16 protein-coding genes and 2 pseudogenes are annotated in these 13612 nt (G+C 29.5%); 9 read left to right on the forward strand and 9 right to left on the reverse strand.

From position 1 onward, the window contains the following. The 3 genes and pseudogenes from BM384_RS01130 to BM384_RS01140 all read right to left on the reverse strand — a co-directional run. Nucleotides 1-206 (reverse strand): hypothetical protein (locus tag BM384_RS01130; protein ID WP_347455042.1); only part of this gene is annotated, 206 nt, incomplete at its 3' end. A 188-nt stretch (nucleotides 207-394) separates the two neighbouring features. Further along, nucleotides 395-1282, reverse strand: coding sequence for a DegV family protein (locus BM384_RS01135; RefSeq protein WP_090009855.1), 888 nt, complete (start codon nucleotides 1280-1282; stop codon nucleotides 395-397). Between the two features lie 125 nt (nucleotides 1283-1407). Further along, nucleotides 1408-1811 (reverse strand): annotated as a pseudogene (locus BM384_RS01140) (arsenate reductase ArsC). A 262-nt stretch (nucleotides 1812-2073) separates the two neighbouring features. Here BM384_RS01140 and dmpI (BM384_RS01145) point away from each other — a divergent pair. Next, a complete protein-coding gene (gene dmpI, locus BM384_RS01145) occupies nucleotides 2074-2259 on the forward strand; it encodes a 4-oxalocrotonate tautomerase DmpI (RefSeq protein WP_090009858.1) in 186 nt (61 codons plus the stop codon). A 179-nt stretch (nucleotides 2260-2438) separates the two neighbouring features. Here dmpI (BM384_RS01145) and BM384_RS17875 read toward each other — a convergent pair. The 3 genes and pseudogenes from BM384_RS17875 to BM384_RS01160 all read right to left on the reverse strand — a co-directional run. Next, nucleotides 2439-2661 (reverse strand): annotated as a pseudogene (locus tag BM384_RS17875) (ATP-binding cassette domain-containing protein); the annotation flags it as partial. 109 nt (nucleotides 2662-2770) lie between these two features. Next, nucleotides 2771-3208, reverse strand: coding sequence for a hypothetical protein (locus BM384_RS01155; protein WP_090009861.1), 438 nt, complete (start codon nucleotides 3206-3208; stop codon nucleotides 2771-2773). A gap of 56 nt (nucleotides 3209-3264) precedes the next feature. After that, on the reverse strand, nucleotides 3265-3747 hold the full coding sequence (locus BM384_RS01160; protein ID WP_090009864.1) for an SHOCT domain-containing protein: 483 nt from the start codon (nucleotides 3745-3747) through the stop codon (nucleotides 3265-3267). Between the two features lie 174 nt (nucleotides 3748-3921). On the opposite strand from BM384_RS01160, the gene BM384_RS01165 reads away from it, so the two are divergent. The 4 genes from BM384_RS01165 (at nucleotide 3922) to dmpI (BM384_RS01175) (ending at nucleotide 5423) form a co-directional block, all read left to right on the forward strand. Then, the gene (locus BM384_RS01165; RefSeq protein WP_090009867.1) at nucleotides 3922-4338 is read left to right on the forward strand and encodes a MerR family transcriptional regulator; all 417 of its coding nucleotides are present in this window, start codon (nucleotides 3922-3924) and stop codon (nucleotides 4336-4338) included. 99 nt (nucleotides 4339-4437) lie between these two features. Then, a complete protein-coding gene (locus BM384_RS01170) occupies nucleotides 4438-4839 on the forward strand; it encodes a flavin reductase family protein (RefSeq protein ID WP_347455044.1) in 402 nt (133 codons plus the stop codon). A 149-nt stretch (nucleotides 4840-4988) separates the two neighbouring features. Then, on the forward strand, nucleotides 4989-5138 hold the full coding sequence (locus BM384_RS17510) for a tautomerase family protein (protein WP_175537242.1): 150 nt from the start codon (nucleotides 4989-4991) through the stop codon (nucleotides 5136-5138). 99 nt (nucleotides 5139-5237) lie between these two features. After that, nucleotides 5238-5423 (forward strand): 4-oxalocrotonate tautomerase DmpI, encoded by a 186-nt coding sequence (gene dmpI, locus BM384_RS01175; protein WP_090009870.1) that lies wholly within the window; start codon nucleotides 5238-5240, stop codon nucleotides 5421-5423. Between the two features lie 164 nt (nucleotides 5424-5587). Here dmpI (BM384_RS01175) and BM384_RS01180 read toward each other — a convergent pair whose 3' ends face one another. Both BM384_RS01180 and BM384_RS01185 read right to left on the reverse strand, forming a co-directional pair. Further along, the gene (locus tag BM384_RS01180) at nucleotides 5588-5974 is read right to left on the reverse strand and encodes a hypothetical protein (RefSeq protein WP_090009873.1); all 387 of its coding nucleotides are present in this window, start codon (nucleotides 5972-5974) and stop codon (nucleotides 5588-5590) included. A 158-nt stretch (nucleotides 5975-6132) separates the two neighbouring features. After that, nucleotides 6133-7530 (reverse strand): MocR-like pyridoxine biosynthesis transcription factor PdxR, encoded by a 1398-nt coding sequence (locus BM384_RS01185; protein WP_090009876.1) that lies wholly within the window; start codon nucleotides 7528-7530, stop codon nucleotides 6133-6135. 134 nt (nucleotides 7531-7664) lie between these two features. Between BM384_RS01185 and pdxS the strand changes: the two genes are divergently transcribed. The 4 genes from pdxS to BM384_RS01205 all read left to right on the forward strand — a co-directional run bounded on the left by pdxS (nucleotide 7665) and on the right by BM384_RS01205 (nucleotide 10318). After that, nucleotides 7665-8543: a pyridoxal 5'-phosphate synthase lyase subunit PdxS gene (gene pdxS / locus BM384_RS01190; protein WP_090009879.1), complete on the forward strand. Its 879-nt coding sequence runs from the start codon at nucleotides 7665-7667 to the stop codon at nucleotides 8541-8543. A gap of 3 nt (nucleotides 8544-8546) precedes the next feature. Further along, the gene (gene pdxT, locus BM384_RS01195; protein WP_090009883.1) at nucleotides 8547-9113 is read left to right on the forward strand and encodes a pyridoxal 5'-phosphate synthase glutaminase subunit PdxT; all 567 of its coding nucleotides are present in this window, start codon (nucleotides 8547-8549) and stop codon (nucleotides 9111-9113) included. Nucleotides 9114-9258: 145 nt separating this feature from the next. Then, nucleotides 9259-9714 (forward strand): hypothetical protein, encoded by a 456-nt coding sequence (locus tag BM384_RS01200; protein ID WP_090009886.1) that lies wholly within the window; start codon nucleotides 9259-9261, stop codon nucleotides 9712-9714. Nucleotides 9715-9718: 4 nt separating this feature from the next. Further along, nucleotides 9719-10318, forward strand: a complete 600-nt coding sequence (locus BM384_RS01205; protein ID WP_090009889.1) for a CPBP family intramembrane glutamic endopeptidase — start codon at nucleotides 9719-9721, stop codon at nucleotides 10316-10318. Between the two features lie 195 nt (nucleotides 10319-10513). Here the strand turns inward: BM384_RS01205 and BM384_RS01210 are convergent, their stop codons facing one another. After that, the gene (locus tag BM384_RS01210; protein ID WP_090009892.1) at nucleotides 10514-13597 is read right to left on the reverse strand and encodes a type I restriction endonuclease subunit R; all 3084 of its coding nucleotides are present in this window, start codon (nucleotides 13595-13597) and stop codon (nucleotides 10514-10516) included. Between the last annotated feature and the right edge of the window lie 15 nt (nucleotides 13598-13612).

Here is a 13612-nt window from a genome sequence, read left to right on the forward strand (position 1 = left end):
TATTTATGATCTTCAATAAAATTATTAATTTCAGAAGATATAGATTTACGTAATGCGGAGCAAATAAAAAAGACAGCATTAGAAAATGATAATTTTCTATTTCTTGAAAATGAATTACCTAAACTGTAAGCTTCTTTAAATTCACTCGAAGTAATTAAATTGTTTGTATCTTTCAAAATTGCAGATAATAATGTTGTATTTTTCATAATATTAAACCTCGCTATAAATTTATTTCTCTATTGTCAAGCTTTTTTTTATATTTTTTATTTTATTCTTAAGTTGACGACATTGAGTGCACGCCCATGCTGGGCGCACAAAAGAAGTATTGAACTAAAATGTATATAAGTTCAATACTTCTTATTAATAATAATATTATTTTTATAATTATTTGGGGTTAGCTTACTCTTTCATCTCCCCAGAAGAATAATGCCACAGTTCCTGGGCCAGTATGACTTCCAATAGTTGTTCCTATATTATTAATTTCCACTTTACCATTTAGCTTAGGGAATCTTTCTTCAACTAATCTAGCAACTTCCTTTGCATCTTCCATGCAAGCTGATTGAGAAATATATACTTTGCCAGAATAATCAAGGCCACCTTCCGCGTGTTCTTCCATTCGTTTTACAATTTCTTTAAATACCTTTTTCTTTGTTCTTACCTTACTTCTTGGAGTAAGTCTTCCCATATTATCCATGTTAAGAAGAGGACAAATACTTAGTACCTTTCCAATTGTACCAGCTGTTTTCGAAATTCTTCCACCTTTTATATAGAAAGAAAGATCCATTGAAAAGAACCAATGATGCATTTTTAATTTATTTTCTTCAATCCAATTGTATACTTCATCAATTGTTTTTCCTTCATCTCTCATTGTTGCAAGAGTATCCATAATAAGTCCATATCCTGATGAGGCACCTAAAGAGTCTACAATATGGATTTTTCTATCTGGATACTTTTCTTCTAAATTTCTCTTTGCAATATATGCAGAATTAACAACACCAGATAACCCTGATGAAAGAGTTACATGAAGAATATCCTTTCCTTCCTTAAGAAATGATTCAAAATACTCTTCAAATTCATCTGCATTTACTTGAGAAGTTTTTGTATCTGAACCTTCTGCCATTTTCTTATAAAATTCTTCAAAGGAAATAGACTCACCTAAGTCATCTAAATAATCTACATCATCCATTGAATAATGAAAACATATATACTTAACATTAATCTTTCTAAAATATTCCTTTGATAAATCTGCTGTTGAACAACAACTTAATACATAATCGCTCATCTTATACCTCACATCTGTAATAATATTAATGCTTTTTAAAACTCACTACTTCATCCTGAATGTCATCAAAGATATTCATATTATTTCCAATCTGTATCGAAACGATTCATTTGCTTTTTAATTAACTAAAGTTCATTATCTTTAATTCTTTTTGCTAAGTCCTTAATTTTTTCTTCAATTATCTTAGCTGTTTTTATAAACTCCTCATCATCTTTACCAGTAGGATCGTAACCCCCCAGTCTTCTATATGCTCTGCTGGTAAATTTGGGCATACCACATTACATCCCATCTTTATTGCTATATCAATCTTTGGTATATCAGTCAATAACTTAGATTTTTGAGTTTCATTCATATCTACCCCATATAAATCCTTTATTATTCTAACCGCATCTTGATTTATTTCTGGTTTAGTTTCTGTTCCTGCAGAATAACTTTCAAAAGAATCAGATCCATAAATCTTTCCTAATGCTTCTGCCATTTGTGACCTACATGAATTATGTACACAAATAAATGCTACTTTTTTCTTCATGTTTACTTCCTTTCTCATTTGTAAATACTATATTATATTTAATATCACTAATAATCATAACATAAAATCTCTTTATATAATAAACAATTATTTTTGCAGAAAATTTAATCTTTTTTAATTTAAGCCCAAAGGCCTTGACTTAGAGTTAACTCCAAAGTGTATTATATATTTATAGTTTGTACATAAAGTATTAGCAAAATTCTAATGTTTTATATACTAACTAATTAGACAAATTAATTATAAATACAAAGGAGAAATGGACATGCCAGTTATTACATTTGAAGGACCAAAATTAATAAAGGAACAAAAACAAAATCTTGCAAAGGAATTTACTGAAACAGCATCTAAAGTAACAAACATTCCAAAACAAGCAATTACTATAGTTATAAAGGAAAATGAACTTGATAACATTTCTGTTGGAGGCACTTTATTAAGCGACCGTAAATAATTAGTACAAAAAAGAGGATTCCAGACGGAATCCTTTAATAATTATAGATTTAAATTTCTTTTCTTAAATATAGTTACAGTTCCAAATAATATAATAATAGATGCTATAATCAATACTAAACTAACCAAAATAAAATTACTCATATCATTCATTATCGTATCCCTCTGAAATAAATTAAAAAGCTTTATAAGTTTATCCTGCATTAATGGGTCTAAACCTGTACTTGGTTCATCTAAAAATATTATATCTGGCTCTCCCATAAAAGCAGCTACAATTGCTAGCTTCTCCTTCATCTGGCTTTAAAAATCCCATTAAGTTTCTTATTGTTGTGGACTTCCCTGCGCCATTAGGTCCAATAAAAGCAAAGACTTCTCCCCCTTTAATCCTACTTAAAATAATTATTTTTTATCATATCATAATAGTCTTACAATTTATTAAAAATAATAAAATATGCTTTTAAAAAAGTAATAAAGGACATAACAGAAAATAAAATCTGTCATATCCTTTAAAATTAATACTCTATATTATTTCTTTCACACCAATTAATTGCTATTTCTCTTTCTAAGTCCTCTCTAAAATCATACCACTCACTTAAAAGCGCCTTAGCTTCAATAGCTTTCTTTAAAGCCTCTATATTATTTTCATCAGCATCAGTTTTAATAGAATATTTATCTATAAACTTTTTCATCATTCTTCCTTCATGAAGTTCTGCGTGGCCTGGAAGTGCTATGTAGTTTTCAGGATGTTCTTCTAAATCCTTAAGTTCCATTAATAATTCTTTTTGCCAATCTTCAAAGTTTTCTGTTGTATTTAAATCTAAATTATTTAAAGGCTCTCTATCCTTATCTTCCTTATATATAATAACTCCTGTATTCTTATTATAATAATGACTTAAATACTCATTTTCAAATTCTATTGCTTCTATTACATCTTGCAAATCTACTTTCATAATTATTTCTCCTTTTCTATCTTTCAGTTTATATTCTATCACATTAATTGTATAATCTAAATTCTATCCAATAAGTCCCTTTTCTTAAAGTCAAATTCTTCTTTTGTTATAAGATTTTTATTCTTTAAATCAGCTAGCTTTTCTATTATATCCACATACTCAATTTTTGAACTTTCTTTTTTATTATCATTATCAATTTTAATATATTTATTAATTAAATCCTTCATTTTAATATATTCACTTAAATACTTTGTATAGAAAAATACTGTATCATCATCAGTAAGTGCAGTTATAAGATGGTTTTTAGCCTTCACTTTTCCTGATAAAGTAAGGGCTAAATATCCATATCCCAAAACTGAATTTCTAACCTGCACTGCTACTATATGATTTAGCTGTATATATTTTTCACCCTTCACTCCATGTAATGCCCATCTTACTGGAGATTTTTTGTTTCTTCCTATTACAACCATATCTTTATGTAATTCTATAGTTCCATCTAATCCTTCTAAGGAATAAATAATATCTTTTGTTTTACTCATGAGATCCTCCCATATATATGTACTAAAAAAAATCTCCTATCTTTCATGCAAAACATTAATTATTTTTAAGAAAACTAATAAAAACCATAAAAAAAGTATTGACCTTAAGTTAACTTAAGCATTTATTATATTGATAAAGGCAAAAGATAAAATATATAAAAGAAGGTGATATATATGAAAATCAGTGACGTATCAGAAAGAACAGGACTATCCATTGATAATTTACGTTATTATGAAAGAATTGGTTTAATACCTCCAATTCCACGTAATAAATTAGGAATTAGAGAATATGATGAAAGAGCCATTCACTGGATTGAATTTGTTTTAAATTTTAAAGAAGCAGGTGCATCCCTAGAATCTATTATTGATTATATAAAACTTGCTCAGTCTGAAAATGACTCAAAGGAAGCTAGAAGAGAAATCTTATTTGAAATTAAAAAAGACTTAGAAAAAAAGATGGCTAAACTTCAAAAATGTATGGATCTTACAGATTATAAAATTGCAAATTATGATAATTTATGTAATCCAGTAACAGAAGAAATGATTGAAGAATGGAAATCTAATCAAAATAAACATGAAGAGGAAAAATAAATTGCAAAAAAGTGCTTGTCCTTAAGTGAACTTAAGGGTATATGATTTACTTAAGCAGTAGATAACATTACTAGGAGGAATTTTAAAATAAAAAAAAATATAGGATCAGTAGTTGGATTATATCCTACACCAGTAACAGTAGTTGGAACAATTGCAGAAGGTAAACCAAACTGGCTTTTAGTAGCTCATATTGGTATCATTGGTCATAGCCAAATTTTAATAAGCTGTGCAAAACCACATTATACAAATCAATTTATAAAAGAAACAGGTAAGGTTTCTGTAAACTTAGTTGATGAAGCTCTTCTTCCAAAGGCAGATTATGTAGGATGTGTTAGTGGTAAGAAGGAAGATAAGTCTAATGTGTTTAAGTTTGAAATAGGTGAAGGTGGTGCTCCAATTATTACTGACTCCCCTCTTGTTATGGAATGTTCAGTAGTAGATAACTATGAAACTGATACATTTGATAACTTTATATTAAAAATTGATAACACTTACGCATAAGAAGCAGTAATAGGCGAAAATGGCAAATTAGATTATGAAGTTTTAAAACCAGTTTTATTTGAAATGCCAACTTATAAATACCTATCTACAGGTAAAGTACTAGGAAACTGTACTAAAATACATAAATAGTATAAAAAGGAGAGATGCATATGCCATATATTTCATTTGAATCATCAAAATTATCAAAGGAGCAAAAGAAAGCTCTTATAAATGAATTTACTGAAATAGCATCTGAAATATCTACTCTTTCAAACAGTATAGAAGGACTTAATGATATTAAAGAAAAGAAATATGATTAGGAAAAAGTAAGTTCCAGTTACCAAATATAAAATTTGGACTGTCACTTATGCAAAGTCACATTATAAAAATTAATTTACAAAGGATAAAGGAGAAAAATTATGCCAGTTATTACATTTGAAGCAGGAAAATTAACAAAGGAACAAAAACAAATTGCAGCAAAGGAATTTACTGAAATAGCACATAAGGTAACTAATGCTCCAAAGGAAGCAATTACTGTACTTATAAAGGAAAATGAACCTGATAATGTTGCAGTTTCTGGGACTTTATTAAGTAACCGCAAGTAATATAGAAAATTTATATCCTTAAAATTAAACAGCCATACTAGCTTAAAAAATGGTATGGCTACTTTTTTATATATTTGTTTTTTCTGACTTTCTTTTTATATTGGAATATAACTTTCTTACTGCCCATATGTATCCTTGAACTTTTCCATTAGTGGAACAAAATACTATTCTTTAATACTTCTAAATTTCAGAAATTTGTTCTTTATATATTTAAAAACACTCTCTTTTTGCCCTGAAGCAACCAAGCAAATTTCAGGAGTCTGGTTTCTTACATATCCAAGAAGCATACTATCTTGTTTTACAGCAGCTATACAAATCTTAGGTGTTTGTTCTTTTACATATTGAATTGCCCATCCCTTTGTTTGCTTTACTGCCGCCATACAAATTTTAGGTGTCTGCTCTTTTGCATACTGAATTGCATTGCATTTTTGTTTTACAGCTACTAAACACATTTCCTCTGTTTGATTATCCATATATTTAAGTAGCATTCCATCTCTTTTCAAAACTTCAATCTTTTTATCTTCATCCATATAACTATATATTTCCTTCATTATTCAAATTTTCTCCTTTGTTTATAAAAAGAATCTATATATGTTCTTTTTTATTGTTAAGATTGTTTCAGAAACTTTAAGTATTCCTTTCTAAGCGAATATTCTCTTAATCCTCTAGCTATAAAGCCTGAAAAATTTCAAATAAATTAATTAAATTTTTAGCAAACCACTTCATATAAAGCAGAAACTATCTTAGATATATTCTGAGTATTAATAGAGCTATAATTCATAACATAAGTATTTAAAAACTTCTCTTCACTTCCACAATAGTATTCTGATAAAGGTACAAGTTTAATCCCCTTATCTTCAGCCTCTTTTACTATTTCATCTTCACTTTTTTTAGAATTTATATTCATAAGAAAATGCACCCCTGCTTCCTCTTCAGTAATAGTTATAAATTCTCTTATTGGCGCTTTATTTAAACTCTTTAAAATTTTATCCCTTTTATTTTGATAATACTTACGCAGTCTATTAATATGCTTTTCAAAACATCCATTTTGTAAAAACTTTGCTAAGGTATACTGTTCAAAGTTTGAAACTGTACAAGAATAAAAAGATAACTTCTTATAAAACTTATAGCTAAGTTCCTCTGGAAGTACCATATAACTTATTCTTACTGTGGAACATAAAGTTTTAGTAAAAGTGTTCATATATATAACCTTCCCTGACACATCAATGCTTTGAAGAGTTGGAATGGGTTTTCCTAAAAGACGCAGCTCACTATCATAGTCATCTTCAATAATGAATCTACCCTTCTTCTTAGAAGCCCATCCTAAAAGTTCATATCTTCTACTTATAGGCATAACTATACCTGTTGGAAAGTGGTGAGATGGTGAAATATGCATAACATCTATATTTTTCTCCTCTAAAGCCTCTACTGGCACCCCTAAATTATCAATATCTATATGTTCATAAGGCACATTCATACTTCCATAAACCTTAGCTATCTTTTTATATCCTGGGTTTTCTACTCCATAAACAGTTTTCTTATCTAAAAGCTGTATAATAAGAGTGTATAAATATTCAGTTCCAGCACCAATTATAATCTGCTCTGGATTTACCTTCATACCTCTAAACTCTTTTAAATACTCTGAAATTTCTTTCCTAAGCTCCATAATTCCACCACAGGGAGCATTAATCATAAGCTGAGTTTGTTTATCATTCATTACTTCCCTCATAGTCTTTGCCCATATAGAAAAAGGAAAGGCTTCACTATCTGTCTGATTACTTGTAAAATCTGCTATATACCTCTTTTCTTCATGAGATAGATTTAAATTATCAAAGTTTTCTTCTATCTTTTCTACAGCTGAATCCTTTAAATCAGAAACATAAAACCCCTTTTTAGGCAGTGAATAAATATAGCCCTCTGCAATTAACTGACTATAAGCATTTTCTACTGTAATAACACTTATACCCAGATTTTTTGAAAGTGCTCTCTTTGATGGTAATTTCTCCTGAGCCTTTAATCTACCTTCTTTTATGTCCTTTTTTATACATTTATATAAATACATATATAGAGAATCTGACCCTATATTTACAAAATTATATGTTAACATTTCTTAAATTTCCCCAATCTGACCTTATTAAACTTATTTGTTTTGATGATTTTAATATATTCACCTCTTAATTATAATTAGACCCATGATATATGTAAATATTAAATATTTTTGTAAAACTTGGAGGAATAATTATGAATTTAAATGAAAGATATAAGTTAAATAAAGAATTAGCACAGATGTTAAAGGGAGGTGTAATTATGGATGTAACTACTCCTGAGCAAGCAAAGATAGCTGAAGAAGCTGGAGCATGTGCAGTTATGGCCCTTGAAAAGATACCTGCTGATATAAGAGCTGCTGGAGGAGTAGCTAGAATGAGCGATCCTAAAATGATACAAGAAATTCAAGAAGCAGTATCAATCCCTGTTATGGCTAAATGTAGAATTGGACACTTTGCAGAAGCACAAGTTCTTGAAGCCATAGAAATTGACTATATAGATGAAAGTGAAGTATTATCCCCTGCTGATGATGTGTACCATATAAATAAACGTGACTTTAAAGTTCCTTTTGTATGTGGTGCTAAAGATTTAGGTGAAGCCCTTAGAAGAATTAATGAAGGTGCTTCCATGATAAGAACTAAGGGAGAACCTGGAACTGGAGATGTTGTTCAAGCTGTAAGACATATGAGAAAAATGAATAGTGAAATAAGAAAGATTGTAAGCCTTAGAGAAGATGAACTATTTGAAGAAGCAAAAAAACTTCAAGTTCCTTATGAATTAGTATCTTATGTACATACTAATGGAAAACTTCCTGTAGTAAACTTTGCAGCTGGAGGAATAGCAACACCTCAGGATGCTTCCCTTATGATGCAACTAGGAGCTGAAGGAGTCTTTGTTGGTTCTGGAATCTTTAAGTCAGGTAACCCAAGAAAAAGAGCATCAGCTATAGTACAGGCAGTAACAAACTTTAAAGATGCAAAACTTATAGCAAAACTTTCTGAAGATTTAGGAGAAGCTATGGTTGGAATTAATGAGTCTGAAATTGCCCTACTTATGGCTGAAAGAGGTAAATAAGATATGGTAATTGGAGTACTAGCCCTTCAAGGAGCTTTTATTGAACATGAAAATATCCTAAAAAAGCTTGGGGTAGAATCTATAGAATTAAGAAATAAATCTGACCTTGATAAACACTATGATGGACTTATCCTTCCTGGAGGTGAAAGTACTGTTCAAGGGAAACTTTTAAAATCCTTAGATATGTTTGATAAATTAAAAAAGCAGATAGAAGAAGGAATGCCAGTTTTAGCCACCTGTGCTGGAATGATACTTTTATCTAAAGAAGTAGATGGTGAAACTAGTAAAAACTTTGGCACTATCCCTATGAATGTTAAGAGAAATGCTTATGGAAGACAGCTTGGAAGTTTTCATACCTTTGCAGAAGTTAAGGGAGTTGGAGATGTTCCTATGAGTTTTATAAGAGCTCCTTATGTTGAAAGTGTTAAGCCTGAAGTTGAAGTTTTAAGTGTTGTAGATGAAAATATTGTAGCTGTAAAGTATGAAAATCAGATTGCTTTAAGTTTTCATCCTGAGGTTGATGATGATTTAAGTATTCATAAGAAATTTTTAAAGTTAGCTCAGAAATAAAGTCAAGATGTAGTGAACTCTTTAGTGTTTACTACATCTTTTCTATATTAATAATATTTTATCCCTTTTAATTATTCATTGAAATTTATTCCATTATTTTATATTATAGTAAAAGGTAAACTTTATATTTTGCAGGAGGTATCCAATGGAAAAAATAGCAATGATTTTTATTCTTTGCTTATGCATAGAGTATTTTAAACTTTATAAAAAACTACTTATAAAGACAGTTAAAAGCAAAACTACTATTATTATTACTGCCCTTGGAATGATTGTAGTTGCAGGAATTACTCTTATCTACGCTAAGTCCTATTTACATTTCTTTTTAGGTGTACTTGGAATTCTGTTATTATATCTTATAGCTTTTATAGAAGGCATTACAGACGATGGTTTATGTATTATCGTTAGGGGAAAATACTTTTATAAATGGAATGAGATTGGTAAGATTGATGTTATGAAAAAAGATACCCTTTGTCTTACTATTTATAATCTCCAAAATGCAATAATATCAAAACAAAACTACTCTTTACATAATAAAGATAAAGTAATTGAATTTTTGCATAAAAAACATGTAGAACTGAGTTATGTTTTAAAGGAGAATTAATAAAATGGTAGTAACTGAATTAATACGATCTATAACAAATATAATCATATTTTCTATCATCCCAATACTTTATTATTTTTTTACTAAAAGAAAACACAGTTCTTTTTTCACCTGCTTTGGTCTGTATAAACCAATAATAAAATCCAAGAAAACATTTATCATATGTATAATCCTCTTCTTAGCATTCTTCTCAGTAAGCTCATTATTAATAGACAATATAACTTCTGATACAGCTCAATTTACAGCACAACAACTTGAAGATAAAGGCTTTACAGCACTAATACCTGCTATAATTTTCTCTTTTCTAAGAACAGGTTTTGCTGAAGAATTATTTTTTAGAGGTTTTCTTGGAAAATGCTTTAGTAGATTCTTAGGCTTTACCATAGGCAATATAATTCAAGCAGTTATCTTTGGGTCCTTACATGGTGTTATGTTTATATCACAATTTGGCTTTATAAAAGCGTTTATTGTATTCTCATTTACAGCTTTAGTAGGTTTAAGCTTAGGATATATAGATGAAAGATTATCTCATGGATCAATACTTCCTAGTTGGTTATTACATGGACTTGCAAACATGTATTCTTCATTAAATGTTATGTTTTAAAAGTCCTGCTTTATCTTATAATATTTTAAATGTATTAATTAGATTATTTTGTCACAGTAATGACATAATATGCCCATATAATAAAACCATGAGATAAACAACTCATTATTATTCTCCTAAGTAATAATTAAAAAAAGACTTCTTTCCCATATTTTAAGAAGTCTTTTTTGTTTTGTCTTAGTGGCAAAATGCAATTTAATTATATTTTCTCTTAATCTCCTCTAAAAACTCCGGCATCTTCTTTCTTAAACTCATCATATGTTTAAGTCTATTCCCTGCACTTTTATCTTTAGCTTTATTAAAATCAACATTATCATTAAGCTCACCCTTATAAGATGATTCTTCTTCCCCTGATAATAAATACTTACTTATAACCTTATAAAGCCAATCACTATCTATTCCCCAGTTTTCTGAAAAGTCAAATGCATCAGTTTTTATTTTTTCCTGCTTCCAGTTTTCAAAAGCTTCATCAAAATTAACATTAGAAGATACCTTTCCTGGCTCTAGTTCCTTTTCTACAAACTCCTTAAGAAGATGTGCCTTATTATCTTCTCCCATATTACTTAATTCCTGAATTTGTTCATATATAATACGAAGAGTTTCTTCATCTACCTTCTGAATTCCATCTACACTCTGTGCCTTAGAGCCTATTAAAGCTAAAATATTTGCCGCATTAATTACCTGAGTGTCTTGAAGCTTTATTTTTCCAATAAGAGGCTTTATTAACCCTGTTTCAGGACAAGTAAGCCCCTCGCCTCTAGTTAAATTTCTATAAGCCCCAACATAATTAAGCCATCTATGCTCATCAATACCAAAGCTTACATTATCCCATTTATATTGATAATACTGTTGAACTAAATTTAACTGTTCAGCTGCTTTTTTATATGCTAAAACAAACTGCTTTTTACCTTCTTCATCATCTTTTAAATCCTGCCATGAAGAAGGTTCTTTAAGGGTTTTTATCATTTTCTCAACTTCAATATTATACTTTTCTACAGCTACACTATAAGAATCAACTATTGCCCTGCTGCTCTTTCCTCCACTACCATATAATTTTAATGCTGTTTCAACTATTTCCTTAGTAATACCTGGATATTGAAAATTGACTACTGTTCCAAATTCCTTATTCTTTCCATAAATACGATTTGTTCTAGAATAAGCTTGTATTAATCCCTGAAGTTCTAAGAATCTATCAACATATAATGTATTTAATAATTTAGAATCATATCCAGTAAGTAGCTGGTCTGCAACAATTACTAAATCTATATTCTTTTTACTTCTTCCACTTCCACCACGTTTTGCACGTTCTACTATATCTTCAAAATATGCCTCTTCACCATGCTTTTTATCACCAGCTGTAAATTCTATTCCAGTAAACTTAGCATAACTTTCAAACATTTCTTCTATTACTTCTCTAGGAACTTTATCTGAATTATTTTCACTACCAAAACTAAAGGTCATTGCAATATTCAAACTTTCATTTCTCTCTTTTAGCTGTTTCTTAAATTCATTATAATAAGCAATTACCCTATCCTTATAGGCTACAGTTAAAATTGCATTAAATTCTCTGCCTTGAGACTGGGCATTAAAATTATCTAAAATTTCTTCAACAACTCTTGGAATATGAGTTTCATCTTGATATATTAAAATTCCTCTTTTAATAGATTGTCTTTCTATTTCTGCATTAGACCATTTTTGTACTTCTCTTTCTGCCTCTCTCTTTGTAAGCTCAGGTTTTTCTTTTTTAACTTCCTCTATTAACTGATCTTTTAAATCCTCATAATTTTTGAATTCACCAGTATTTATGTAATCTACATGAAAACCTAAAACATTTCCATCTGCAATTGCTTCATCTATAGTATACTGATGAAGTTTTGGACCAAACAGTTTTTCTGTAGTATCAATTACTTCACTCTTTTCATTTATCTTGCCCTTAATCTTGTTTTCATCAAATAAAGGTGTTCCAGTAAAACCATAGAATAGTCCATTTTTTCTAAAATAATTCTTAATTGTCCCCATCATATCTCCCATAGTTGTTCTGTGGGCTTCATCTATAATAAATACAATCTTTTTATCTTTTAAACTATTATCATGCTTTTCTTCTAACTCTTTAACTAGTGAATTAAGCTTAAAGGTTGTTGTAACTATAATTCCTGTTTTCTTTAACTTAAGTTTCTTCTTAAGCTCATAAGTATGTTTTGTGTCATCAACATCAACTGGTTCATAAGCAGCATATGCCTTAAAGTTGTTACTTGTATTAGCATCTAGCTCACGCCTATCTACTAAAAATATAACCTTATCAAATCCTGCACGTGTTGATAAAAATAAAGCTGTTTTAAAACTTGTAATTGTCTTACCTGAACCTGTTGTATGCCATACAAATCCACCATGAGGTACTTTGTCATTATTCCATCCAAAGGCAGCCCCCTCTACAGCTTGAAGGGCATAAACTTGATAAGGTCTCATAAGCATATGTTTTCTATTTTCCTCTTCCTTTGCCTCATCAATAACTAGGTAATCTCCAACCATCTGATGTGCCATAGGTATCATTAAGAAATGTTCAATTACCTTATTCCAGTCATTTATAGGTTTATTATTCTTATCTGCCCAGTGAAAAGTAAAGACTCTATTAAAGTCTTTTATAGATTTAGGAGTTGCAAAATAGCGTGTTTCTATTTCTGTAGTAATAACCATCATCTGAGAAAAAGCCATAAAATTATTGCAGTATTCACCATCTTTATAGTATCTTATAAACTGATTATAAGCTTCATCTAAAGATTTATCTGTACGCTTTTGTTCTATATTAATAAGAGGAAGACCATTAATAAGCAAAACTATGTCAAACCTATTATCCTTGTCAGTTACTACTTCCCTTGCAATCTGATAACTTGAGTCACCACCTCTTACTTCTGCCTTTTTAAAAATAGTTAAGGTAATCTGTTTTCTAGTTATTTTAGGATTATCCTCACGATAAATTCCATCAATTTTACCAACGCTGTCTTCCATAGATAAAATTTTAGCTGCTTCATAACTATTACTTATTTTATTTACCTTTAAGATTACCTGTTTAAATTCATTATCTGTAAGCTCTACACCTTCAAGCTGATCTGCATTTATACGATTTAATTCTCTTCTCCAGTTATCTATTAAGGTATTTACAGTTACTTTCTTTATATTACCATTTAGAAAATCAGGAGCTTTCCATTTGTAATTCTCTAATTTTTTCACAAAGTTCTCTTGAAAAGTTTTTTCTGATGCATTTTTAGGTGTGTTACTCATAAGATTTTCTCCCTT

The sequence above is a fragment of the Clostridium sp. DSM 8431 genome (genome assembly GCF_900116755.1).
Taxonomy (GTDB): Bacteria; Bacillota; Clostridia; order Clostridiales; family Clostridiaceae; genus Clostridium.

Bases quoted from the DNA above. Each gene is read 5' to 3' on its own strand.
- BM384_RS01135 (WP_090009855.1), bottom strand. From the start codon at position 1,282: ATGAGCGATTATGTATTAAGTTGTTGTTCAACAGCAGATTTATCAAAG.
- dmpI (WP_090009858.1), top strand. From the start codon at position 2,074: ATGCCAGTTATTACATTTGAAGGACCAAAATTAATAAAGGAACAAAAA.
- BM384_RS01155 (WP_090009861.1), bottom strand. From the start codon at position 3,208: ATGAAAGTAGATTTGCAAGATGTAATAGAAGCAATAGAATTTGAAAAT.
- BM384_RS01160 (WP_090009864.1), bottom strand. From the start codon at position 3,747: ATGAGTAAAACAAAAGATATTATTTATTCCTTAGAAGGATTAGATGGA.
- BM384_RS01165 (WP_090009867.1), top strand. From the start codon at position 3,922: ATGAAAATCAGTGACGTATCAGAAAGAACAGGACTATCCATTGATAAT.
- BM384_RS17510 (WP_175537242.1), top strand. From the start codon at position 4,989: ATGCCATATATTTCATTTGAATCATCAAAATTATCAAAGGAGCAAAAG.
- dmpI (WP_090009870.1), top strand. From the start codon at position 5,238: ATGCCAGTTATTACATTTGAAGCAGGAAAATTAACAAAGGAACAAAAA.
- BM384_RS01180 (WP_090009873.1), bottom strand. From the start codon at position 5,974: ATGAAGGAAATATATAGTTATATGGATGAAGATAAAAAGATTGAAGTT.
- BM384_RS01185 (WP_090009876.1), bottom strand. From the start codon at position 7,530: ATGTTAACATATAATTTTGTAAATATAGGGTCAGATTCTCTATATATG.
- pdxS (WP_090009879.1), top strand. From the start codon at position 7,665: ATGAATTTAAATGAAAGATATAAGTTAAATAAAGAATTAGCACAGATG.
- pdxT (WP_090009883.1), top strand. From the start codon at position 8,547: ATGGTAATTGGAGTACTAGCCCTTCAAGGAGCTTTTATTGAACATGAA.
- BM384_RS01200 (WP_090009886.1), top strand. From the start codon at position 9,259: ATGGAAAAAATAGCAATGATTTTTATTCTTTGCTTATGCATAGAGTAT.
- BM384_RS01205 (WP_090009889.1), top strand. From the start codon at position 9,719: ATGGTAGTAACTGAATTAATACGATCTATAACAAATATAATCATATTT.
- BM384_RS01210 (WP_090009892.1), bottom strand. From the start codon at position 13,597: ATGAGTAACACACCTAAAAATGCATCAGAAAAAACTTTTCAAGAGAAC.